The 23,106-nt window shown below is 70.8% G+C and carries 23 protein-coding genes; 11 read left to right on the forward strand and 12 right to left on the reverse strand.

Features of this window, described 5'->3' with window-relative positions:
* Positions 1-40: 40 nt before the first annotated feature.
* Genes HNR14_RS01490 through HNR14_RS01500 form a run of 3 tightly spaced genes read left to right on the forward strand, consistent with a single transcriptional unit; the run spans position 41 to position 3,254 of the window.
* The gene (locus HNR14_RS01490) at positions 41-1,015 is read left to right on the forward strand and encodes an alpha/beta hydrolase (protein ID WP_179699488.1); all 975 of its coding nucleotides are present in this window, start codon (positions 41-43) and stop codon (positions 1,013-1,015) included.
* Entirely contained in the window at positions 1,015-1,995 is a 981-nt protein-coding gene (locus HNR14_RS01495) for an alpha/beta hydrolase (protein WP_179699489.1), read from the forward strand. Before HNR14_RS01490 ends, HNR14_RS01495 begins: the two co-directional genes overlap by 1 nt.
* On the forward strand, positions 1,992-3,254 hold the full coding sequence (locus HNR14_RS01500; protein WP_343064388.1) for a multidrug effflux MFS transporter: 1,263 nt from the start codon (positions 1,992-1,994) through the stop codon (positions 3,252-3,254). The genes HNR14_RS01495 and HNR14_RS01500 overlap by 4 nt, the downstream gene beginning before the upstream one ends.
* A 16-nt stretch (positions 3,255-3,270) precedes the next feature.
* Here the strand turns inward: HNR14_RS01500 and HNR14_RS01505 are convergent, their stop codons facing one another.
* The 7 genes from HNR14_RS01505 to HNR14_RS01535 form a co-directional block, all read right to left on the reverse strand.
* A complete protein-coding gene (locus HNR14_RS01505) occupies positions 3,271-3,672 on the reverse strand; it encodes a hypothetical protein (RefSeq protein WP_179699490.1) in 402 nt (133 codons plus the stop codon).
* Between the two features lie 61 nt (positions 3,673-3,733).
* Positions 3,734-4,300, reverse strand: a complete 567-nt coding sequence (locus HNR14_RS01510) for a hypothetical protein (protein ID WP_179699491.1) — start codon at positions 4,298-4,300, stop codon at positions 3,734-3,736.
* 317 nt (positions 4,301-4,617) lie between these two features.
* A complete protein-coding gene (locus tag HNR14_RS01515; protein WP_179699492.1) occupies positions 4,618-5,913 on the reverse strand; it encodes a hypothetical protein in 1,296 nt (431 codons plus the stop codon).
* Positions 5,914-6,051: 138 nt separating this feature from the next.
* Positions 6,052-6,900: an ATP-binding cassette domain-containing protein gene (locus tag HNR14_RS01520; protein ID WP_179699493.1), complete on the reverse strand. Its 849-nt coding sequence runs from the start codon at positions 6,898-6,900 to the stop codon at positions 6,052-6,054.
* On the reverse strand, positions 6,897-8,732 hold the full coding sequence (locus HNR14_RS01525; RefSeq protein ID WP_179699494.1) for a dipeptide/oligopeptide/nickel ABC transporter permease/ATP-binding protein: 1,836 nt from the start codon (positions 8,730-8,732) through the stop codon (positions 6,897-6,899). The genes HNR14_RS01520 and HNR14_RS01525 overlap by 4 nt, the downstream gene beginning before the upstream one ends.
* On the reverse strand, positions 8,729-9,670 hold the full coding sequence (locus HNR14_RS01530; protein WP_179699495.1) for an ABC transporter permease: 942 nt from the start codon (positions 9,668-9,670) through the stop codon (positions 8,729-8,731). The genes HNR14_RS01525 and HNR14_RS01530 overlap by 4 nt, the downstream gene beginning before the upstream one ends.
* A 90-nt stretch (positions 9,671-9,760) precedes the next feature.
* Positions 9,761-11,284: an ABC transporter substrate-binding protein gene (locus HNR14_RS01535; protein ID WP_179699496.1), complete on the reverse strand. Its 1,524-nt coding sequence runs from the start codon at positions 11,282-11,284 to the stop codon at positions 9,761-9,763.
* 301 nt (positions 11,285-11,585) lie between these two features.
* On the opposite strand from HNR14_RS01535, the gene hpaH reads away from it, so the two are divergent.
* From hpaH to hpaD, 6 genes are all read left to right on the forward strand, one after another.
* Positions 11,586-12,371 (forward strand): 2-oxo-hept-4-ene-1,7-dioate hydratase, encoded by a 786-nt coding sequence (gene hpaH / locus HNR14_RS01540; protein WP_179699497.1) that lies wholly within the window; start codon positions 11,586-11,588, stop codon positions 12,369-12,371.
* Complete coding sequence (locus HNR14_RS01545) at positions 12,356-13,171, forward strand: aldolase/citrate lyase family protein (protein ID WP_179699498.1); 816 nt, start codon at positions 12,356-12,358, stop codon at positions 13,169-13,171. Before hpaH ends, HNR14_RS01545 begins: the two co-directional genes overlap by 16 nt.
* A gap of 312 nt (positions 13,172-13,483) precedes the next feature.
* The gene (locus HNR14_RS01550; RefSeq protein ID WP_179699499.1) at positions 13,484-14,926 is read left to right on the forward strand and encodes a fumarylacetoacetate hydrolase family protein; all 1,443 of its coding nucleotides are present in this window, start codon (positions 13,484-13,486) and stop codon (positions 14,924-14,926) included.
* Positions 14,908-15,597: a GntR family transcriptional regulator gene (locus HNR14_RS01555; protein WP_179699500.1), complete on the forward strand. Its 690-nt coding sequence runs from the start codon at positions 14,908-14,910 to the stop codon at positions 15,595-15,597. Before HNR14_RS01550 ends, HNR14_RS01555 begins: the two co-directional genes overlap by 19 nt.
* Positions 15,598-15,625: 28 nt before the next feature.
* Positions 15,626-17,122: a 5-carboxymethyl-2-hydroxymuconate semialdehyde dehydrogenase gene (gene hpaE / locus HNR14_RS01560; RefSeq protein ID WP_179699501.1), complete on the forward strand. Its 1,497-nt coding sequence runs from the start codon at positions 15,626-15,628 to the stop codon at positions 17,120-17,122.
* Between the two features lie 35 nt (positions 17,123-17,157).
* Positions 17,158-18,252, forward strand: coding sequence for a 3,4-dihydroxyphenylacetate 2,3-dioxygenase (gene hpaD / locus HNR14_RS01565; protein ID WP_179699502.1), 1,095 nt, complete (start codon positions 17,158-17,160; stop codon positions 18,250-18,252).
* A gap of 133 nt (positions 18,253-18,385) precedes the next feature.
* Here hpaD and HNR14_RS01570 read toward each other — a convergent pair whose 3' ends face one another.
* The 3 genes from HNR14_RS01570 to HNR14_RS01580 are packed head-to-tail and all read right to left on the reverse strand — an operon-like array spanning position 18,386 to position 20,268.
* Positions 18,386-18,958: a hypothetical protein gene (locus tag HNR14_RS01570; protein WP_179699503.1), complete on the reverse strand. Its 573-nt coding sequence runs from the start codon at positions 18,956-18,958 to the stop codon at positions 18,386-18,388.
* Between the two features lie 38 nt (positions 18,959-18,996).
* Positions 18,997-19,542, reverse strand: a complete 546-nt coding sequence (locus HNR14_RS01575) for an isochorismatase family protein (RefSeq protein WP_179699504.1) — start codon at positions 19,540-19,542, stop codon at positions 18,997-18,999.
* 48 nt (positions 19,543-19,590) lie between these two features.
* Entirely contained in the window at positions 19,591-20,268 is a 678-nt protein-coding gene (locus HNR14_RS01580; protein WP_179699505.1) for a DUF1345 domain-containing protein, read from the reverse strand.
* A 49-nt stretch (positions 20,269-20,317) separates the two neighbouring features.
* On the opposite strand from HNR14_RS01580, the gene HNR14_RS01585 reads away from it, so the two are divergent.
* The gene (locus HNR14_RS01585) at positions 20,318-20,728 is read left to right on the forward strand and encodes a (deoxy)nucleoside triphosphate pyrophosphohydrolase (protein ID WP_179699506.1); all 411 of its coding nucleotides are present in this window, start codon (positions 20,318-20,320) and stop codon (positions 20,726-20,728) included.
* A 13-nt stretch (positions 20,729-20,741) separates the two neighbouring features.
* Here the strand turns inward: HNR14_RS01585 and HNR14_RS01590 are convergent, their stop codons facing one another.
* Both HNR14_RS01590 and HNR14_RS01595 read right to left on the reverse strand, forming a co-directional pair.
* Complete coding sequence (locus HNR14_RS01590; protein WP_179699507.1) at positions 20,742-21,251, reverse strand: GNAT family N-acetyltransferase; 510 nt, start codon at positions 21,249-21,251, stop codon at positions 20,742-20,744.
* On the reverse strand, positions 21,244-21,516 hold the full coding sequence (locus HNR14_RS01595; RefSeq protein ID WP_179699508.1) for a type II toxin-antitoxin system TacA family antitoxin: 273 nt from the start codon (positions 21,514-21,516) through the stop codon (positions 21,244-21,246). Before HNR14_RS01595 ends, HNR14_RS01590 begins: the two co-directional genes overlap by 8 nt.
* 196 nt (positions 21,517-21,712) lie before the next feature.
* On the opposite strand from HNR14_RS01595, the gene HNR14_RS01600 reads away from it, so the two are divergent.
* The gene (locus tag HNR14_RS01600) at positions 21,713-23,089 is read left to right on the forward strand and encodes a purine-cytosine permease family protein (protein ID WP_179699509.1); all 1,377 of its coding nucleotides are present in this window, start codon (positions 21,713-21,715) and stop codon (positions 23,087-23,089) included.
* Positions 23,090-23,106 lie beyond the last annotated feature (17 nt).

A 23,106-nucleotide genomic window follows, 5' to 3' on the forward strand; every position in this document is an offset into this window, starting at 1 on the left:
CCACACCCTCCATCCACCCACCACCGCTGAGGAGTCACCGATGATCCCCGTCCCGTTCGACCCCGACATCGCCCCCGTGCTCGACGCGATGGCCGCCGACCCGCAGCCCGCGCTCAGCCGGGAGACCATCCCGCTCACCCGCGACGGGGCGGCCACGGCCTTCCCGAGCACGGAGGAGGTCATCGGCGACCTCCCGATCGACGCGCACGACCGCGTCATCCCCGGCCCGGCCGGTGCGCCCGACCTGGAGATCACGGTGCTGACCCCGCGCGGCCACGACGCGACCAAGCCGGCGCTGCCCGTGCTCTACAACATCCACGGCGGCGGCATGATCGTCGGGCACCGCAGCTGGGAGACGGGCCGCCTGGTGCAGCTCGTCGACGAGCTCGGAGTGATCGCCGTGAACGTCGAGTACCGCCTCGCCCCCGAGGACCCGTACCCGGCCGGCGTGGAGGACTGCTACGCCGGGCTCGTCTGGCTCGCCGCGAACGCCCGCGAGCTCGGCGCGGATCCCGACCGCATCGTCGTGATGGGCGGCAGCGCGGGCGGCGGGTTCGCCGCCGCGATCTCGCTGCTCGCCCGCGACCGCGGCGGCCCCGCGCTCGCAGGCCAGCTGCTCCTGTGCCCGATGATCGACAACACCAACACGACCGTCTCCAGCCTGCAGTACGCCGGGATCGGCACCTGGACGCGGGAGGCGAACCTGCTCGCGTGGGAGTGCGTGCTCGGCGAGGAGCTGGCGTTCAGCGCCGAAGCCCCCGCCTACGCCGCGCCGACCCGTGCGGACGACCTCTCCGGCCTCCCGCACGCCTACATCGAGGTCGGGGCGGCCGAGCCGTTCCGCGACGAGGACGTCGAGTACGCCTCCCGCATCTGGGCGGTCGGCGGCGCGGCCGAGCTGCACGTGTGGTCGGGAGGCTTCCACGGCTTCGACATGTACGCTCCCGCGAGCGAGCTGACCCGGGCCGCGCTCGACGCGCGCTTCTCCTGGCTGCGCCGGGTGCTGGGCCTCTGATGACCGCCGCACCGCCTCCCGTGCCGTACGACCGGGAGCTCGAACCCGGCCTGGCCGCCTTCCTCGACCTGGTCGAGCGCATCCCCCTGCGCGAGGACACGATCCTGGCGAACCGCGCGCACTTCGCCACGATCATCCCGCCCGTCGAGCAGCAGGTCGCCGACGCGCCCGTCACGTGGGAGGACTGCGTCATCCCCGGTCCCGCGAGTGCGCCCGAGGTGGCCGTCACGGTCATCCGGCCCGTGGATGCCGCGCCCGGCGCGCCCGGTGTGCTCGGCATCCACGGCGGCGGGCAGGTGCTCGGCACGCGCTTCTTCGGGACGGGCGAGCTGATCGACCTGGCCGTACGGCACGGCGTCGTGGGCGTCGCCGTCGAGTACCGGCTCTCGCCCGAGCATCCCGGAACCGCCGCGGGCGAGGACTGCTTCGCCGCGCTGGTGTGGATGGCGGAGCACGCCGACGAGCTGGGCATCGATCCCGCCCGCCTCCTCGTCTCGGGCGCGAGCGCGGGCGGCGGTCTTTCGGCGGCCGTCGCGCTGATGGCGCGCGACCGCGGAGGCCCGGCTCTGGCCGGCCAGCTGCTGAACTGCCCGATGCTCGACGACCGCAACCGCACGCCGTCGAGCCGTCAGTACGACGGCATCGGCGCCTGGGACCGCAACAACAACGACACCGCGTGGGACGCCATCCTCGGCTCCGATCGCTTCACCGACCGGGTCTCGCCGTACTCGGCTCCGGCCCGCGCCGCCGATCTCTCGGGGCTGCCGCCCACGTACGTCGAGGTCGGCGCCGCCGAGGTCTTCCGGGACGAGTCGATCGACTACGCGAGCCGCATCTGGGCGACGGGAGGCGAGGCCGAACTGCACGTCTGGTCGGGCGCGTACCACGGCTTCTCCGGCTTCTCGCCGGACGCGATCGTCTCCCGCGCCGCGCTCGACGCCCGCGACAGCTGGGTGCGGCGCGTGCTGCGGCTGCCGTGAGCGGGCTGCCGGGCGTCGACGCGGGAGCGGCCTCCGCCTCCGGCGCGGGCGTTGCACCTGGTGCTGCCGGCCCCGTGATGAGCGTGCGGCGCAGCATCCTCGTGCTCGGCGTGCTGGAGGCGTTCGGCCCGCTGTCGATGGACCTCTACCTCCCGCAGCTCCCCCAGCTCGCCGGCAGACTCGGCACGAGCGACGCGCTCGCTCAGGCGACGATGTCGGTCTGCATGGTCGGGCTGGGCGTGGGCCAGCTCGTCGCCGGTCCGCTCTCCGACCGGTTCGGGAGGCGCCGGCCGTTGCTGGTCGGGGTCGCGCTGTTCGCGATCCTGTCGCTGGTGTGCGCGCTCGCCCCGACCATCCAGGTGCTGCTGGTCGCTCGCCTGCTCCAGGGGCTTGCGGGGTCGGCCGGGCTCGTCATCACGATGGCGGTCGCGCGCGACATGTACAGCGGCGTCGAGCTGTCCAGGATGCTGTCGCTGCTGGCGCTCGTCAGCGCCTCCACCCCGATCATCGCGCCGGTCATCGGCGGCGCGCTCGCCCTCGTGCTCGACTGGCGCGGGATCTTCGGAGTGCTCGCCGGGATCGGCGCCGCACTGTTCATCCTCGCGCTCACCGGCCTGCGCGAGACCCTGCCGCCGGGGCTGCGGCACGGCGGCGGGCTGCGTCGGACGGCCGCCGATTTCCGGGCGCTCTCGCGCGACGGTCTCTTCCTCGTCATCGTCATCGCCGCGGCGGCCGGTGGGGCCGCATTCTTCGGGTACCTCTCGATGTCGAGCTTCGTGCTGCAGGACGAGTTCGGCCTCAGCCCGCAGCAGTTCAGCCTCTTCTTCGCCCTCAACGCCCTGGCCAACCTGGCGGGCGCCCAGCTCAGCCGAGTGCTCGTCCGCCGCCTCGGCCCCGCGCGGCTGTACCTGATCGGGCAGGTCGCCGCCGTCGCTGCCGCGCTCCTGCTGCTGGCCGGGGTGCTCCTCGGCTGGGGCGTCGCGGGCGTGCTGACGGCACTCGCCTGCTTCCTCTTCGCCTCCGGCGTCGGCGGACCGAACGGCACGGCGCTCGCACTCAACGGCCACGGGATGCGCGCGGGCACGGCCGCCGCGGTGCTCGGCACCGTGACCTTCACCGTCGGCCCCATCGTCGGCCCGCTCGCCGCGCTCGGCGGAACGACCGCCCTGAGCATGGCGCTCACCATCGCGATCGCCGCGACCATCGCCGGGGCGTGCGCGTTCTCGGCGGCGCGACCGTTGCTGGCGGTGGGGCGTTAGGGTCTGCTCGTCTTCGCTACGTCGTGCGCCGAAGCCGGAGTGAGGAGTTGAGATAGGCCGCGGCCAATCCGAGGGAGAGCACCACGGCGACGACGTACAGAGGGGCGAGCCGCTGCGCCGATGCAGCATTGATCGCCGTCGACGCGGCCTGCAGGATCAGGAGGATCGCCAACACGAAGCCGGCCGTGGGTCGTGCTGTCATGCGCCACATCGGTCGCGTCCCGTTCGGGTCCTCGCCCTCGCCTCGGAACAGGCGGGTCCCGCACCAGACGAGGAGCACGACGACGACGGAATACACCACCACTCCGACCGCCGGACTCGCCGCCAACGCCCCGACCACCGCGGCGGTCAACGCGACCACGTACCCCACGACCACGTACGTGACCTTGCCCTGAGGTGAGGTGATCCGATACTGCACGAGCTCTCCTGACTCACTACCGGCAGGGCCGCCGGAGTCGATTCTGGCAGCCCAGGGGCCCTTACGCGGCGACCGTGTAGGTGTAGTAGCTGCAGTACGTGGCGCCGATGCACTGGTAGTAGAGAGCCTTGATCCGCTTCTGCTGGTAGTGAGCCTGGTCCAACGCGTCAGCTAGATTGCCGGGCGCGCTGCACCCGAGCGAGGCGAAGAATGACAGCGGCAGGACCCGGCAGACATTGTTGATGTTGTTCTTCGCCCGCCACATCTCCTCAACCGCTGCACGGGAGTACCAGATCGTCACCGGAGGGTAGACAGCCGGCGGGGTGATGCCACCTGCGCCCGCGTTACGAACGTCGATTGTCGTCCCGTCGGGAAGCTCGGTCGACGTCCCCGTCACCGTGCGCGTGATCGTCAGAGAGCCCGTCGGATACTCGACGTAGGTTCCATCGGGGAACTGGACGGTGTCAGGGCCGGGACCGTCCGACACGACACCCCCCGACAACGTGTCGTCGTCACCGACGACCGCAGCATTCGCGGCGCCACCGACCAGCAATGAGGCCGCTAGCGCCGCGACACCGACGATTGTGGTGGTCGCCCTGCTCAGTCTCAGTCTTGCTTTCAAGGCCATTCCTCTCATCATCGAAAGGCGGCGACAACGGCTCGTCAGCAGATCAAGAACAGCGAGCAGCCGTACCGCACGCGATGTGCTGGCTGATGCTCGCGAGAACTACCTCGGCGGCGATCCGAGCATCCGGGCGCAGATGCTGCGCGCACCTCGGATGGCTCGACACGCAAACTCCGGCGTCGCAGCTAATATTCAACATTTTGTTGTTCGAATATCATAGGGGTGCAAAGTATCCGCTGTCCACGGTTTCTGCGCTGCGCAATGCATGCATATCAACAGCCGTGGCGACAGCTCGGCTGCCGCTGGAGAGCCCGAGCCGTCTACCCCGCGTCCCGCCCGCGGCGTGCCCGGATCACCAGCAGCACCGCGCCGCCCACGACGAGCACGGCCGCGACGACGACGATGATCCACGGGACGCTCGAGCCGGTCGCGGCGAGGGTCGCCGCTCCCGGAGCGGCCGGGTTCGCAGCGGTCGCGGCGACCGCGGCGACGGTCACCGGGGCGGTGCTCGCGACGACGGCGGTGCCGGCGACGATCTGGATCGGGAAGGAGCCGGCGCGCTGCGTGTTCGCCAGGACGAAGGAGAAGGTGGCGGCGCCGTTCGCGTCGGAGGTCCCGGAGAACACTGTGGTGCCGTCGAAGGTTCCGGTGAAGGCGACGCCGGCGGGCAGGCCGGTCACCGACACGGGTACGGTGGCGCCGGGCAGCACGGATGCGACCGTGGACGCCGTCGTCGTCGCGGCGGGCGAGAACGACCAGGTGACGGTGACCTCGGCGATGCCCGGGTTGCCGGAGTTCGCGGTCGCGGTCAGACCGGGAGCGAGGTAGCCCGAGCCGCCGCCTCCCGGGGCCACGACGTCGATGTCGAGGTCGCCGTTGGAGACGTTGCGCATGACACCGCCCGCGCCTCCTCCGGCGTATCCGGCGCCGCCTGCGCCGCCGGTGCGGTCGAAGGCGCCGATCGTGATCGTGCTGCCGGTGCCGCCGGCCACGGGAAGGCCGCCCGCGGGCGACAGGCCCGCGGTGCCGGGAGCGACGCCCGTTCCGCCGGCGCCGCCGACGGTGCTGCCGCCGATGCCGTTGGCCGGAAGGGTGCCGAAGGCCGCGCCGGAACCGCCGGGCGTGACGCCGGTCGTGGCGGGCGCGCCACCCGCGCCTCCCGCGTAGGAGGCGAACACCTGGTCGGGCAGGGTGAGGAGGCCCGCGTAGCCCGCGCCGCCGCCACCACCGGCGATGGCGAGCGTGCTGCCGTCGCCGGAGATCGAGCTGCCGCCGCCGACGCCGCCGACCGTGAAGCCGAGGGTCTTCCCGGCGTACGCCGCGCCCAGGTCGATGGTCGCGCTGCCGCCGGTGCCACCGACGCCGGCGGGGTCGGGGCTGATCTGCGCGGCCACGGGCGCGCCAGCGCCTCCGGTCACGGTCGCCGACACGGACGTGACGCCGACCGGGATCCCCACGATGCCGGTGGAGGGCGTGTCGAACGTGACCGTGCAGTCCGTGATGCAGACCGGAGCGGGGGCACCGACGGCCGCGGTCGGCGCGACGGCCAGCAACGCGGCGGTCGCGACCGCTCCGAGGACGGACAGGGTGGCGGGCAGGAGGCGGCGTCGACGCACGGGGATCCTTCGGGTCGGGCGGGAGTCTGGTGACGAGAGCGGATCCCGGCGGCCCAGCGAGACGGACACGCCCGGGAGGCAGCGCTCACCGCACAGCCTAGCGGCCCGATGCCCGCCCTTCCGGCGCTCGTTCGGAGGTCACGCCGCGCTCTCGCGCAGCCGCAGCCAGGCCGCCCGTCGCTCCGCCTGCTTGGCCGGGTCGGCGATGGGCGACGCCGTGAGCAGCCGGCGCGAGTAGGGATGCTGCGGGTCGCGGGTGATCTGCTCGCCGTCGCCGGTCTCCACGATCTCGCCGTGGTACATGACGGCCACGCGGTGGCAGATGCGGCGCACGACGCCGAGGTCGTGCGAGACGAACAGGTAGGAGACCCCGGTGTCGCGCTGCAGCTCGATGAACAGGTCGATGATCGTGGCCTGCGTCGTAAGGTCGAGCGCGCTGACCGGCTCGTCGCAGACGATCAGGCGCGGCTTGCGCACGAGCGCCCGGGCGATCGCGATGCGCTGGCGCTGGCCGCCGGAGAACTCCTTCGGGTAGCGGTCGACGACGGCCGCCGGCAGCTTCACCCGGTCGAGCATCTCCTGCACGGTCGCGCGCGCCTCCCGGCGTCCGGCGCCCGCGGTCGTCAGCGGCTCGGCGAGGATCTCGCCGATCGTCATGGCCGGGTTCAGTGACCCGTACGGATCCTGGAACACGACCTGGATGCTCGACGCCAGCTCCCGCCGCTTCGCACCCTTCAGCCGGGTGATGTCGCGCCCGTCGAACGTGATGGTGCCGCTCGTGACGGGGACCAGCCCGAGGATCGCCTTGCCGAGGGTCGACTTGCCCGACCCCGACTCCCCCACCAGCCCGACGCACTCGCCGGCGCCGACCTCGATCGACACCTCTTTCAGCGCCCGGAACGAACCGCGTCGCTGACCGTAGTCGACGACGACGTTCTCTGCCCGGAGCAGAGGAGTGCCGGGTACGGGAATGGATGCGGCGGTCATGCCAGCACCGCCTTTCGCGTGTCGGAGGTGCCCGCGGCTGTCTGCGCGGCATCCAGCTGGGCGCGGCTCTCGGCCCCGTCGAGGGAGGCCGCGATGAGCTCGCGGGTGTAGTCGCTCGTGGGCCGGGCGAAGATCCGGTCGACGGCGCCGATCTCGACGATCGCGCCGTCGCGCATCACTACGACGCGGTCGCAGATGTCGGCGACGACGCCGAAGTTGTGGGTGACGATGACGAGCGCCATCCGGTACTCCTGCTGCAGCTCGCGCAGCAGCTCGAGCACCTCCGCCTGCACCGTCACGTCGAGCGCGGTCGTGGGCTCGTCGGCGACCAGCACCGACGGCTTGCCCGCGATGGCGCCCGCGATCAGCACCCGCTGGGCCATGCCGCCGGAGAGCTGGTGCGGGTACGACTTCATGACCCGCGGCGGGTCGACGATGCCGACCTTCTCGAGCATCTCGAGCGCACGGGCGCGGGCCTCGCTCCGGGAGAGCTTGTGCACGGTGCGCAGCGGCTCCATCAGCTGCGAGCCGATCGTGAACGACGGGTCGAGGTTCGACATCGGCTCCTGCGGGATGTAGCCGACCTCGTGGCCGAGCAGCCGCTGGCGGTCGCGATGGTTCAGCCGCGTGACATCCCGGCCGCCGATCCAGATGGCGTCGGCCGTGCAGGCGCCGCCGGCGGGCAGCAGGTCCAGGATGCTGAACACCGTCTGCGACTTGCCGGAACCGGACTCCCCCACGATGCCGAGCACCTCGCCCGGCGCGACGTCGAGGGTGATGCCGTGCACGACCTCCACCTCGCCGCCGTCGGGCTTCGCGTACGAGACGTGCAGGTTGGTGAGCTGCACCGCCGAGTCGACGGACTTGTGGGCGACCGCTCCGGTGGAGGTGGTGACCGGCGCCGGCTCGGAGCCGGGCGTCCGGCGCGGTCGGCGACGACGAGCGACCGGCGTCTTCACGCTGACCACGTCGGCGAGCGTCGAGCCGAGCACCGCGAGCGCCGCGATCGTGATGCCGAGCGCGAGCGAGGGCCACAGCAGCAGGAGGGGGCTCGTCATCATGGTGCGGAAGCCCTCGTTCATCATCGCGCCCCAGCCCGGCGTCTTGCCGCCGCCGATGCCGAGGAACTGCAGACCGGCCTGCATGCCCATCGCGAGGCCCGCGGTCAGGGCGGTCTGGATGATGACAGGCGCGTAGACCGCCTTGACGATGTGGCGCGACATGATCCGCAGATCGCCGAGACCCGAGACGCGCGCCGCATCCACATACGGCTCGTTGCGCACGGCCAGCACGGTCGAGCGGGTGAGCCGGAAGTACCCGGGCGCCATGAACACGCCGAGGGTGGCCATGAGCACGGTGAAGTCGTTACGGGTGCCCGCGGCGACGATCAGCAGGATGATCATGCCGGGGACGGCCTGGAGGGCGTCGCTCACCCAGGCGGCGGTGCGGTCGAAGGCGCGGCCGTAGTATCCGGCCGCGAGTCCGGCGGGCACGCCGACCAGGAGCGCGACGACGATCGTGACGAACGCGCCCCAGAGGGTGGACTGGGTGCCCCAGATCAGCCGGCTCAGCACGTCCCGGCCCGAGCTGTCCCCGCCGAGCGGATGGGCCGCGCTCGGCGGCGCCTTGGTGAGGGCCAGGTCGACGAAGTTGGGGTCGTGCGGCGAGAGCAGCGGGGCGAAGACCGCGACGAGGAGCACGAGCACGAGGATCCCGAACGACACGGCGCCGGCGGGGCGCTTCAGGAAGCGCACGAACGTGGAGCCGCGGCGCGGGGTGGCCGCCGCCTTCGCGGAGTCCCGCGGGTCGATGATCACTTCGGTCGCCGTCATTGCACACGCGCCTTCGGGTTGATCCAGCCGAGCACCACGTCGAGGAGGAAGTTCACGATCACCACGAATATGACCGTGACGACCGTGATGCCGAGCAGGATGGGGATGTCGCCGTTCTGGGAGGAGCCCGAGGTGAGGGCGCCGATCCCCGGCAGGGAGAAGATCTGCTCCACCACGATCGCGCCGCCCAGCAGGCCGACGAACATCAGGGCGAGCACGGTGAGGGCGGCGGGGGCCGCGTTGCGCACGAGGTGCACGACCACGCGCGGCTGCGAGAGACCGCGGCTGCGCAGCGTGCGCACGTAGTCCTGGCTGTTGGCGGAGATGATCGCGTTGCGCAGCTGCTCGGCGATCATGACGATCGCTCCGAGCGAGAGCGCGATGGCCGGCAGCGTGATCGACCGTAGCCAGCCCTCCACGCTCAGCGCCGGCTGCACATAGCCGACGGCCGGGAACCACTTGAGGTCGACCGCGAACCAGATCACCAGCACGAGGCTCACCCAGAAGCCGGGGAGCGCGAAGAGTATGACGGACGCGGCCGTGACGACCTTGTCCAGGACGCTGCTCGGGCGCAGACCGGCCGCCACTCCGAAGAGGGCGCCGAACACGGCCGAGAGCAGCGTCGCCGCCGTGACGACCGAGAGGGTGACCGGCAGCTTGAGCGCGATCTGGGCGCCGACCGGCTGGAAGTTGCGCCAGGAGGTGCCGAAGTCGCCGACGGCGGCATGGCTCACCCAGTCCCAGAACTGCACGAGCAGCGGGCGGTCCGTGCCGATCTTGGCCGCGAGCGCCGCCTGCTGGGCGGGCGTGGCCGCGCTGCCGAGCAGGCCCGCGGTGGGATCGCCGATCGCGAGATGGGCGAGGAAGAAGGTGCCGACGGAGACGGCGACCAGGAGGATCACGCCCGAGACGAGCCTCTTGACCGTGAATCTGATCATGTGCGGGGTTCCTGTCGATGCCGGTGGCGGTCGATGGCGGTGGTGGAGTGGAGGGGCGGGTCGCGCTGGTGGCGCGGCCCGCCCGCTCAGCTATCCCTTGACGGCGATCTGCCGCAGGGTGGGGAACATCATCCCGACGACCGGGGTCACCTGGATGCCGGAGGTGCTGACGTAGCTGTTGTTCGCCTGGTACCAGACCGAGTACCACGCCTTCTGGGTGACGAGCGTGTTGAGCGCCTCGATCTGCTTCTCCTGATCGCTCGGGTCGGCGGTGAGCACCTTCTTCACCGCGGCCTCCACGTCGGGGAACTGGTCCACCTGCGGGGTCGGGTTGTACCACTGCGGCAGGTTGATCTGACGCTGAACGGTCGCGACCGGGTTGGCGTCCATCGAGAGGAAGGCGACGAACATCGGGTAGGTCGGGGCGTTCTTCTGGTAGTCCATGTACTGCATGTCGTCCCAGGTGACGGTGATCCCGAGGTCCTTGAAGACCTGGTCGGCGACGGGCTGCCAGACCTGGAAGACCTGCGACATCGGCATGTGCAGCTCGAAGCCGTTCGCGTAGCCGGCTTCGGCCAGCAGCGACTTCGCCTTGCTGATGCTGGTCTTGTACATGTCGTCGAGCGAGGTCAGGTTGCCCGGCAGCCCGGCCGGGAAGACCTGGTTCGAGACCTTGCCCGCCCCGTTGCCGACCGACTTCAGGATGTTCGCGCCGTCGAACGCGTAGTTCAGCGCCTGGCGCACCTTGACGTCGCCGAGCGGCTTGAACTTCGATCCGGTGCGGTCGGTGAACTGCAGGCCGACCCAGCCGGAGACCTTCGCGGCCACGTTCCAGCTGTTCTCCGACGCCTGCTTGAGCGCGGTGTCGTCGGCGTAGTTGACGTTGATCTGGCCGGAGAGCATCGCGTTGTCGCGGGCGGTCGCATCCTGGATCGGGTAGATCGCGAGCGGGTCGAACGGGAACTGCTTGGCGTCCCAGTGGTTCGCGACCTTGGTGAAGTGGTACTCGGAGCCCGCGACGCTGGAGGAGGCGAGCGTGTACGGTCCGGAGCCGACCGGCTCCTTGGCGAGGGTGCCGGCGGCGATCGCCTTGGGCGCCATCATGTAGCTGCGGCCGATCCCCATGAAGTACAGGAGGGTGTCGTCGCGCTGCGTCAGGTCGATCTCGACCGTGGTGGGGTCGACGGCGACGAACTTCTCGACGTTCTCGTAGGCCTCGCCGCTGCGCGCGCCCTGCTTGAGGTAGTCGAGGCTCTTCACGGCCGCGTCGGCGTCGAACTTCTCGCCGTCGGAGAACTTCACCCCGGTGCGGAGCGTGAGGGTGACCTTCTTGAAGTCGTCCGAGACCTTCCATGCTGTGGCGAGGGCCGGGACGGGCTTGCCGTCGCCGTCGGAGGCGATCAGCGGGTCGTAGACGGCGGACAGGTACGGTCCGTCGAAGCCGATGTCGGCCAGCGAGGGATCCCAGCTGGTGACGTCGGCGAAGTTGCCGATGTTGAGCGGTCCGCCGGCGGCGCCGGTGGTCGATTTCGTGTCGCTCCCCCCGGAGCCGCAGGCGCTCAGCGCCAGTGTGGTCGCGGCGGCCAGGGCCACCGCGATCAGTGCCTTCTTCATCTTGTCTTCTCTCGGTTCGCAAGGCGGGTGTGGAACTCGAAACAGCACAGTGGAGACGGTCGTCGACCGGGGTACGGCTGACACTCCGCTGTGTCGTGGCGGTAATTCTACAGTTGTTGACAAGAAAGGCAACCAGTGGAGAAAAACAACGGGAGAAGCCTGACATGGCGCGACCTGGAACAGGAAATCCACGCATCCCTGTTGCCGGATCGCGCATCACCCGTGGTCAGGGTGTACGGGATGATATACGATCCACCCAGGGCCTCAACGGCCCTCCTCCGACGTCGAAGGGAGCCCCGCGGTGCTCGACACCACGACCATCCAGGCCATCGCCGACGAGCTCGCGGCCGCCGAACGCGACCGCACGACCGTGCCCCTGCTCACCGCCCGGCACCCCGACATGACGGTGGAGGACTCCTACGCCGTGCAGAAGGTGTGGGTCGAGCGCGGCCTCGCCGCCGGCCGCCGCCTGGTGGGCCGCAAGATCGGCCTGACCTCCAAGGTGATGCAGCAGGCGACGGGGATCACCGAGCCCGACTACGGCGCGATCTTCGCCGACATGGTCTACGAGACCGGCTCGGTCATCCCCTTCGACCAATACTCGAACGTGCGCATCGAGGTCGAGCTCGCCTTCGTGCTCGGCGCGCCCCTCGAGGGCCCGCACATCACCCTGTACGACGTGCTCGACGCGACGAAGTACGTCGTGCCGGCGTTGGAGATCCTCTCCTCCCGCATCGAGATGCAGGGCCGCACGATCGTCGACACGATCTCCGACAACGCCGCGATGGGCGGCATGGTGGTCGGCGGCCGTCCCGTCCCGGTCGACGCGGTCGACCTGCGCTGGGTCGGCGCCCTGCTCTACCGCAACGAGACCATCGAGGAGTCCGGCGTCGCCGCGGCCGTGCTCGACCATCCCGCCAACGGTGTGGTCTGGCTGGCGAACAAGCTCGCCCAGCACGGCTCGCGCCTGGAGGCCGGCGACATCGTGCTCGCCGGCTCCTTCACCCGCCCGATGTGGGTCGAGCGCGGCGACACCGTCCACGCCGACTACGGAACCCTGGGAGCCGTGACATGCCGATTCGTCTGACCGCCGCCCCGACCTTCGCCGACCGGTTGGGGTCCGCCGACCGTGTCCAGTACGGGCAGTGGGTGTGCTCCGGCAGCCCGCTGGTCGCCGAGATCGTCGCCGGCAGCGGCACCGACGTCGTCGTGATCGACGGCGAGCACTCCCCCATCGGGCTGGAGTCCGTGCTCGCCATCCTCCAGGCCGTCGCCGCCTACCCGGTCACCCCGGTGGTGCGCGCCCCGATCGGCGACCCCGTCATCCTGAAGCAGCTGCTCGACCTCGGCGCGCAGAACATCCTCGTGCCGATGGTCGACACCGCCGAGCAGGCCGCCGCGATGGTCCGCGCCGTCCGCTACCCGCCCCACGGGGTTCGCGGGGTCGGGAGCGCGCTGGCGCGGTCGTCGCGCTGGAGCCGCATCCCGGACTATCTCGCCCGCGCGAACGACCTCGTCTCGCTCACGGTCCAGATCGAGACGGCGGAGGCCGTGGCCGTCGCCGCGGACATCGCCGCGGTGGAGGGCGTGGATGCGCTCCTCGTCGGCCCCGCCGACCTCGCCGCATCCATGGGCCTGCTCGGCCAGCAGAACCACCCCGACGTGGTGGCGGCCGTCGAGTCCGTCATCGCGGCCGGCCGCGCAGCGGACACCCCGGTCGGCGTCAACGCGTTCGACCCCGCCACCGCCGATCGCTACGCCGCGGCGGGCGCCGCCTATCTGCTCGTCGGCTCGGACGTCACGTTGCTGGCGCGTGCCTCGGAGACCCTCGCCGAACGGTTCGTGCCGGACGCCGGCTCCGACGGCACGGCTCCCGCGAGCTACTGACGTCGGCAACGGAGGAGATCCGCTCGTGGGCAGCTCGCAGCGCAGGCTCGGGAGGAGTTCGTGCGGAAAACGGCCCGCAACTCCTCCGCTGCCTGCGTGTGCGCGCCGCGTCGGCAACGGAGGAGATCGCGGCCCCCGCTCCTTCGATCTCCTCCGCACCCCGCTGTCCGGTCTCGGCCGAGCCCGAATCCCCTCCCTTCCCCACAGTCCTTGAACGACCTCCACGGATCGTATACAATCTCGAATACGGTCTGAGCCGCACGTAGCGGCCCCACCGGCACCACCATCCCCGACGACGAGGAGAACCACCCCGTGAGCCAGCTCGCCCGCCCCGGCAAGATCATCGCGGTGCACCTGAACTACCGGTCGCGCGCCGCCCAGCGCGGGCGCACCCCGGCCCAGCCCTCGTACTTCTTCAAGCCCGCGTCCTCCGTCGCCGCGACCGGCGGCGAGCTTGAGCGCCCCGCGGGCACCGAGCTGCTCGCCTTCGAGGGCGAGATCGCGCTGATCATCGGCAGCACCGCCCGCCGGGTCTCGCCCGAGGACGGCTGGGCCGCCGTCTCCGGCGTCACCGCGGCGAACGACTTCGGCCTCTACGACCTCCGCGCGGCCGACAAAGGATCGAACGTGCGCTCCAAGGGCGGCGACGGCTTCACGCCGCTCGGCCCGGACGTCATCCCGGCGGCCGACGTGAACCCGGACGCGCTGCGCGTGCGCACCTGGCTCAACGGCGAGCTCGTGCAGGAGGGCACCACCGACGACCTGCTCTTCCCGTTCGGCCGCCTCGTCGCCGACCTCTCCCAGCTGATGACGCTGGAGCCGGGCGACGTCATCCTCACCGGCACCCCTGCCGGCTCGTCGGTCACGCAGCCCGGCGACACCGTCGAGGTGGAGGTGGATGCGCCGAGCGCGCCCGGGGCCCCGACCAGCGGCCGGCTCGTCACCCGGATCACCGAGGGCCGCGTCCCGTTCGGCGACTTCGGCACCCAGCCCAGCGTCGACGACCACCAGCGCGCGGAGGCGTGGGGCACGCCCCCGACGCCCGCTCAACCGCCCTTCGCGCTGACCGACGACCTGCGCGCTGCTCTCGCGAGCGTCGCGACCGCGACCCTCAGCTCCCAGCTGCGCAAGCGCGGCCTGAACAACGTCTCCATCGACGGCCTGGCCTCGACCCGGCCCGACGCCCGGCTGGTGGGCACGGCGAAGACGCTCCGCTACATCCCGAACCGCGAGGACCTCTTCGCGAGCCACGGCGGCGGCTACAACGCCCAGAAGCGCGCGTTCGACGCGGTCGGCTCGGGCGAGGTGCTCGTCATCGAGGCCCGCGGCGAGCGCGGCAGCGGGACCGTCGGCGACGTGCTGGCCCTGCGCGCCCAGGTGAACGGCGCGGCCGGCATCGTCACGGACGGCGGCGTGCGCGATCTCGCGGTGGTCGCCGCCCTCGACATCCCGACCTATCACGGCGGCGCGCACCCGGCCGTCCTCGGCCGCAAGCACGTGCCGTGGGAGGCCGACGTCACGATCGCCTGCGGCAGCGCGGCCGTGCAGCCGGGCGACGTGATCGTGGGCGACGCGGACGGCCTGATCGTCATCCCTCCCGCGCTCGTGGCCGAGGTCGTCGCCGACGCGATCGAGCAGGAGCGCGAGGAGGAGTACATCGCCGATCAGGTCGCGGCCGGGCACCCGGTGGACGGACTGTTCCCGATGAACGCGGAGTGGAAGGAACGGTACCGCGCATGGCTGACGCAGCGGTGAGGTCCGCAGCCACGGCGCCGAGCAAATCGCAGCTCGCCTACGAGTTCCTCCGCGCGCGCATCGACGACGGCCGCTACGTCTCCGGCTTCCGCCTCGTGCTCGGGCAGATCGCCGGCGAGCTCGACATCAGCGTCGTCCCCGTGCGCGAGGCGATCCGGCGGCTGGAGGCGGAGGGTCTCGTCACGTTCGAGAAGAACGTCGGCGCCCAGGTCGCGCTGCTGCAGGACACCGAGTACGCCTACACGATGCAGACCCTCGCGCTCGTGGAGGGGGCGGCGACCCAGCTCTCCGCTCCGCTGCTCACGGCCGACCACATCGAGCGGGCGCGCGCGGTCAACGCCGAGATGATCGCCAGCCTCGACCACTTCGTCCCGCACCGGTTCACGCAGCTCAACCAGAGCTTCCACTCGGTGCTGTTCGAGGAGTGCCCCAACCCGCACATCCTCGACCTGGTGCACCGCGGCTGGAACCGCCTGACCGTGCTGCGCGACTCCACCTTCGGCTTCGTGCCCGGCCGCGCCCGGGAGTCGGTGGACGAGCACGAGCAGATCCTGACCCTGATCGAGGGCGGCGCCGACCCGCTCGAGATCGAGCTCGCCGCCCGGCGCCACCGCCTGGCGACCCTGGACGCCTTCCAGGCGTACCAGAGCGAGCACAAGCACACCCACTGACCACCCCACCCTGAAGGAGAGCACGCGCATGGCGCAGCACTACGTCCCCGAGAACCTTCCCGGGAAGATCCAGCACTTCATCGACGGACAGTTCGTCGACAGCGTCTCGGGAAAGACGTTCGACGTGCTCGACCCGGTGTCCAACGAGACCTACGTCACCGCCGCCGCGGGTCAGAAGGAGGACATCGACCTCGCCGTCGCCGCCGCCCGCCGCGCGTTCACCGACGGCCCCTGGCCACGCATGAAGCCCCGTGAGCGCGCCCGGGTGCTGAACCGCATCGCGGATGCCGTGGAGGCGCAGGATGCGCGGCTCGCCGAGCTCGAGACCTTCGACACCGGCCTCCCCATCACCCAGGCCCTCGGCCAGGCGCGGCGCGCGGCCGAGAACTTCCGCTTCTTCGCCGACCTGATCGTGGCCCAGCGCGACGACGCGTACAAGGTGCCGGGCAGCCAGCTCAACTACGTGAACCGCAAGCCGATCGGCGTCGCCGGGCTCATCACGCCGTGGAACACGCCCTTCATGCTGGAGAGCTGGAAGCTCGCGCCGGCGCTCGCGACCGGCAACACCGTCGTGCTCAAGCCCGCCGAGTTCACTCCGCTGTCGGCGAGCCTGTGGGCCGAGATCTTCCGCGACGCCGGCCTGCCCGACGGCGTGTTCAACCTGGTCAACGGCCTCGGCGAGGAGGCGGGCGACGCCCTGGTGAAGCACCCGGACGTGCCGCTCATCTCGTTCACCGGCGAGAGCCGCACCGGCCAGCTCATCTTCGGCAACGCCGCGCCCTTCCTCAAGGGCCTCTCGATGGAGCTGGGCGGCAAGTCCCCCGCCGTCGTATTCGCCGACGCCGACCTGGACGCCGCCATCGATTCCACCCTGTTCGGCGTCTTCTCGCTGAACGGCGAGCGCTGCACCGCCGGCTCCCGCATCCTCGTCGAGCGCGCCGTGTACGACGAATTCTGCGAGCGCTACGCCGCCCGCGCGAAGAACATCGTCGTCGGCGACCCGCACGACCCGAAGACCGAGGTCGGCGCGCTCGTGCACCCCGAGCACTACGACAAGGTGATGAGCTACGTCGAGCTCGGCAAGCAGGAGGGCCGGCTCCTCGCCGGCGGCGGCCGCCCCGAGGGCCTCGACCACGGCAACTACGTCGCGCCGACCGTGTTCGCCGACGTCAAGCCGGACGCGCGCATCTTCCAGGAGGAGATCTTCGGCCCCGTCGTCGCCATCACCCCGTTCGACTCCGACGAGGAGGCGCTGGAGCTCGCCAACGGCGTGCGCTACGGCCTCGCCGCCTACATCTGGACCAACGACCTCGAGCGCGCGCACACCTTCTCGCAGAACGTGGAGGCCGGGATGGTGTGGCTCAACTCGCACAACGTCCGCGACCTGCGCACCCCGTTCGGCGGCGTGAAGGCCTCCGGGCTCGGCCACGAGGGCGGCTACCGCTCCATCGACTTCTACACCGACCAGCAGGCCGTCCACATCACGCTCGGCCCGGTGCACACGCCCACGTTCGGCGCCCACTGACCCACGCATCCACTCGACGAAGAGAAAGAACCACCATGAGCAGCCCCATCCCCGCTCCCGCGAACCGCATCCCGACCCCGCAGGCCGCCCCGCCGGACATCCTGCGCTGCGCCTACATGGAGCTGGTCGTCACCGATCTGCAGGCCAGCCGCGACTTCTACGTCGACGTGCTCGACCTGGTCGTGACGGAGGAGGACGAGAACGCCGTCTACCTGCGCAGCTTCGAGGAGTTCATCCACCACAACCTCGTGCTGCGCAGGGGCCCGGTCGCCGCCGTCGCCGCCTTCTCGTACCGCGTGCGCAGCCCAGAAGACCTGGACCGCGCCGTCGCGTTCTACACCGAGCTCGGCTGCCGCATCGAGCGCCGGTCCGAGGGCTTCACGAAGGGCATCGGCGACAGCGTGCGCGTGGAGGACCCGCTCGGCTTCCCGTACGAGTTCTTCTACGACGTGCAGCACGTCGAGCGACTCGCCTGGCGCTACGACCTCTACACGCCCGGCGCGCTCGTCCGCCTCGACCACTTCAACCAGGTCACCCCGGACGTCCCCCGTGCCGTCGCGTACATGGAGGACCTCGGCTTCCGCGTGACCGAGGACATCCAGGACGAGGAGGGCACCACCTACGCCGCGTGGATGCGCCGCAAGCCGACCGTGCACGACACCGCCATGACCGGCGGCGACGGCCCGCGCATGCACCACGTCGCGTTCGCCACGCACGAGAAGCACAACATCATCGCCATCTGCGACAAGCTCGGCGCCCTGCGCCTCTCGGACCGCATCGAGCGCGGCCCCGGCCGCCACGGCGTCTCCAACGCCTTCTACCTCTACCTGCGCGACCCCGACGGCCACCGCGTCGAGATCTACACCCAGGACTACTACACCGGCGATCCCGACAACCCGGTCGTCACCTGGGACGTGCACGACAACCAGCGCCGCGACTGGTGGGGCAACCCCGTCGTGCCCTCCTGGTACACGGAGGCCTCCCTGGTGCTCGACCTCGACGGCAACCCCCAGCCGCTCGTCACCCGCACCGACGACTCCGAGATGGAGGTCACCATCGGCGCCGACGGCTTCTCGTACACCCGCGCGGGCGACGAGGAGAAGGGCTTCAAGCTCGGCGCGCAGGTCTAGCTCGCCCCTCCACCCGCTCGACCCCGGAACTCCGGAGTTCCCGCCTCTGACGGCGCGGACCTCCGGAGTTCCGGCGTTTCGGGCGGCGCGTCGGACCAGATCTCCGTATCTCCGGATATCCGGTTCTCCGGAGTCAGCCGCAGGAGCTCTGCCCCATCACGGTGAAGCCGCCCGTGTCGATGCGGTCGAAGAGCTCGATGACGATGCGGCGGAGGGCCTCATCCGACCGCTGGTACGCCTCGGACTGCCCGGCGGACGCCTGCTCCGGTGTGAACGGAGGCAGCTCGCTCGGGGCGGAGATGACGGTCCCCCAGTCGGTCGTCCGGAGCGCCTCCGTGGCGAGCCCGGCCGCCGCGCCGCCGTCATCGACGACGCCGTCCGGAGCCGCGGCCAGTTGGAGGGTGCAGGTCACCGCCGTCCCGTCCGAGAGGACGAACGTGTGCGTGACGAGCACGTCGGGATCGACCAGGTCGACCCTCCCCTGCGAGGGATCGGCCTCCCCCTCCGCCTCTGGCGGCGGCTCCGGCGCCTGCGACGGCACGAACGGCAGCGGCGCACCCGGCTGGCGGAACTCGGGCGGTCCGTAGGGCGACCAGAACTGCGGCCGGTCCTGCGCCGGCGCGCACCCGGCGAGCACCGCGACGAGGGACCCCGCGAGCGCAGCGCCCGCGAGCAGCCGGGCGCGACCGCGTCGTCGTCCCGTCATCCCTCCCCCGTCCCCCGGCGGTCGCATCCCGACGGCGACTACCCGAACTCGACCTCGGCGGCGCGCTCGACCGCGAACTGCTGGTCGGGGTAGCGCAGGCCCGAGAAGTAACGGTTGGTGTGGGCGACGATCTGCTGGCCGGTGATCTCGACGTCGTCCCATTCGGCGTCGGTGGTGGTGTGCGCGTCCTCGACCAACGTGACGTCGTAGCCGCGCACGGCCGCGCTCTGCGTGGTGGTGCGGATGCAGTAGTCGCTCTGCGCGCCGGCGACGACCAGGCGGGCGGCGTCGAGACCCTCGAGCACCTCGTCGAGGTCGGTGTCGGCGAAGGCGTCGCGGTAGCGCTTGTGCACGACGGGCTCGCCGTCGGCCGGGTCGAGCCCGTCGGCGAACGCCCATTCGTCGCTGCCGGCGGGCAGGTCGTCGGCCTCGTGCTGCACCCAGACCACCGGTGTGCCCGCCGCACGGGCGCGGTCGACGAGACCCGCGGCGCGGGAGACGACGCCGTCGGCGTCCCAGCAGCCGGGCAGCACCCCCTTCTGCAGGTCGATGACGAGCAGGACGGTCGGGATGGATGCGCTCACCCGACCATCCTGCCAGCAGGGACCGCCGCACCGCCCGCGGCGCGGACCCTACTTGTTGAAGGAGGTGATCGTGTTGAGCGCCAGCACGATGATGAGGCCGTTGAAGAAGAAGCTGAGCACCGAGTGCCAGAGCACGGTCCAGCGCAGACGGGTGGTCAGCACCTCCACATCCGACGCGGCGAAGGAGGTGCCGAGCGTGTACGCGAAGTACACGAACTCCACGAACCGGGGATGCTCGGTCGCCGGGAAGCGCAGGATGGGCACGTCGCTGGAGTAGTACCGCTGGTAGTAGATCTGCGAGAAGCCCCAGTGCAGGAACCCCCACGCGAGCAGCATCGACCAGACGCCGACGATGTCGGTGATCGACCCCACCTCCGGGTCGTTGTGGAGGCCGAGCACCTGCACCGCCGCGGTGAAGCCGATGAGGCTGGCGAGGATGGTCGCGGTCATCGACACGAGCCGGGCGACCCGGCCCACTTCGAACCGGGAGGGGCGGTCGCCTTCGACCGGCGGCCGCCGCGCGGCCCGGCCGAGCACGATCAGCACGACGATCTCGTACAGGGTGCCGATGGTGCACCAGACGGCGAGCAGCAGGAGGGTGGAGTCGTCGTCCTCGGCGAGCAGCACGAGCCAGACGCCCACGACGATCATCGCGAGCTGCACGAGCAGGCTCAGGATGAACCCGATCACGATGGGCGCACGCCGCGCGCTGACGGGAGCCGACATACCTGGATGCTAGTGCCCGCCCGACGAGGATCCGGGCAAGGATGGACCCATGCCTCTCTCCGCCGCAGCCTCCGAGCCGTTGCGCGTGGTCGCGGCCGTGATCTCCGACGGCTCACGTGTGCTGGCCTGCCGTCGCGGGCCGGGGAAGGACGCCGCCGGCCGCTGGGAGTTCCCGGGCGGCAAGGTGGAGGCGGGCGAGACGCCCGAGGAGGCGCTGGAGCGGGAGATCCGGGAGGAGCTCGGCGTGCCCGTCCGGGTCGGCGCCCTGCTCGACCGCACGACCACGATCGTCGGCACGCGCGCGATCGACCTCGCCTGCTATGCCGCCGACTTCAAGGGGTCGGTGCCCGAGAGCAGCACCGACCACGACCTCCTGCGCTGGGTCGAGCCCGGCGACCTCGACGCGCTGCACTGGGCGGACGCCGACCGGCCCGTCGTGCGGGTGCTCGGCGGTCGCTGAACGAGACGACGGCCTACTCGGCGTCGGGTGCGAGCGCAGCCCGCACATCCCGGACCCGCTGCACCAGCACCAGGCTGCCCGGCACGCGCACGAAGCCCAACCGCTCGTAGAAGCGGGCCACATTCTCGACGAGAGCGTCGACCACCACTACGCGCGCAGCGACGTGCTGGGTAGCCGCGAGTACACGGGTGAGGGCGTCCGCCAGGAGGAGATCGCCGAGACCTCGGCCGCGCAGGCGCTCCGCCAGAGCGAGTTTGCCGATCAAGACGGCCGGGATCTCGCGAGGCCCTCCACGACCGATCGAGCCGGGCACCTCTGCCCGAGCCACTTTGTGGGCAGAGAGCGCGTAATACCCGACGACCTCGCCATCGGCGACCCACACCCAGGTGGCCGCGGTATGCCGGCGATCAGCGTCCGCGGCGTGATCGCGGAGCCACGTATCCAGCGCGGGTTCTCCGCACGCGAAGGACGAGACGTCGTGGATCGCCGGGTCGAACCGTTCTGAGCGGAGTCGATCAGCCACGCTCGAGACCGCGGAGACGTTCGCCTGCAGCAGCCAGCGCCGGGTTCGGGACGGCGGGAGCATCCAGCGCGTGCCAGAGGTCGTCGAAGAATTCGACCGGCACGGTGGTGGTCGCCTCGTACGCGCGGAGGACCCGTTCGGCACGCTCCTCGGCGGCGTCGCGCGCGAAGGCGCCGACCTTCTCGCCGGAGAGCTGTGCCGCACGGGCGATACGGTCGAGGTGGTCGCGTGACACCCGGAATTCGAGGCGTTCGGTCGCTGTCATGGTCTTTCCTCTCTCGTACGGACAATTGTACGGCACTCGGAAACGAGCCGCGAGAGCGTTTCCGCTCCATCCGCGCGCTGTGCACACCGCACAGAACCATCCCAACTTCGTGCAGATCGCACATTCCGCGTTGCCGGTGGTCGGTTTACGGTGTTCGAAACCCCCACACCCGTCCCCCGTCAGAAGGACTCCCCTCATGGCACGCACAGCTCCTGCCGACGACTTCGCCCTCTCCCGTGTGACCCCCGACGCGCGCAAACCGTGGTTCGGGATCGCGGTGCAGCGGTTCGGCCAGGTCTCGGCCCTCTCGCAGTTCCTGCTCGGGGCCACCCTGGGCTACAGCATGACCTTCGGGGAAGCCGCCCTCGCTCTGCTCCTCGGCTCGGTCATCCTCGAGATCATCATGTGCATCGTCGGCATCATCGGGCAGAAGGAGGGGCTCAACACGGCGCTCCTGGCCCGGTGGACCGGCTTCGGCGAGGTCGGCGCCGCGCTGGTGGGCCTCGCGATCGGCATCAGCCTGATCGGCTGGTTCGGCATCCAGTCGGCGATCTCGGCGCAGTCCCTCGACGCGCTCATGCCGGGCGTGCTGCCGATCTGGGTCTGGAGCCTGCTGTTCGGCCTGGCCGTGACCGCGATCGTGGCCTACGGCTTCGTCGGGATGCAGTGGCTGGCGAACATCACCGTCCCCCTCTTCCTCATCCTCGTCGGCTGGTCCGTGATCAGCGAGCTGAGCAAGCACTCGCTCGGCGACCTCCTCACCTCCCCGGCTCCCGGCCCGACGATGTCGGTCTGGGCGGGCACGGGCATCGTCGCGGGCGGCCTCATCGTCGGAGCGATCATCACCGCCGACATGACGCGCTTCAACCGCAGCAAGGCCGACGTCGTCAAGCAGACCGTGGTGGGCGTGACCCTCGGCGAGTTCGTCATCGGCCTGGCGGGCGTGCTGCTCGCCCACGCGGCGGCCACCGGCGACATCGTCGCGATCGTCACCTCCTCGATCGGCTTCGTCGGCCTCATCATCGTCATCACCGGCACGCTGAAGATCAACGACTGGAACCTGTACTCGTCGACCCTCGGCCTGGTGAACTTCATCTCCACCGCGTTCGCGAAGAACCTCAACCGCGTCACCACGACGATCGTGCTCGGCATCGTCGGCTCGGTGCTCGCGGCGGCGGGCATCCTGTCGCAGTTCACCGGCTTCCTCACGATCCTCGGCGTCGCGTTCCCGCCGATCGCCGGCATCATCGTCGCGGAGTACTTCTTCGTGCGGCGCTGGCGCGGCGACCTGGAGGCCACCCGCGCCTCCGGCCGGCTGCCCGAGTTCGCGCCCCGCATCGTTCCGGCCACCCTCGTGGTGTGGCTCGCATCGTCGCTCTTCGGCTACTTCTTCACCTGGGGCATCCCGGCCCTCTGGTCGCTCTTCCTCTCGATCATCCTGTACACGATCGCCGGCAAGCTCGGCTGGGTGCGCGGCGTCGGCCGGGCCCGGACCATCCAGGACACCCCGGAGGCCGCCGACGGCACCGCCGCGGGCAGCACGCCGGGCTCGGAGGCCGTCGCCTCCAGCTGACCAGCTCGACCCGTCTC

It is taken from the genome of Leifsonia naganoensis (assembly GCF_013410615.1).
Lineage (GTDB): Bacteria > Actinomycetota > Actinomycetes > Actinomycetales > Microbacteriaceae > Leifsonia > Leifsonia aquatica.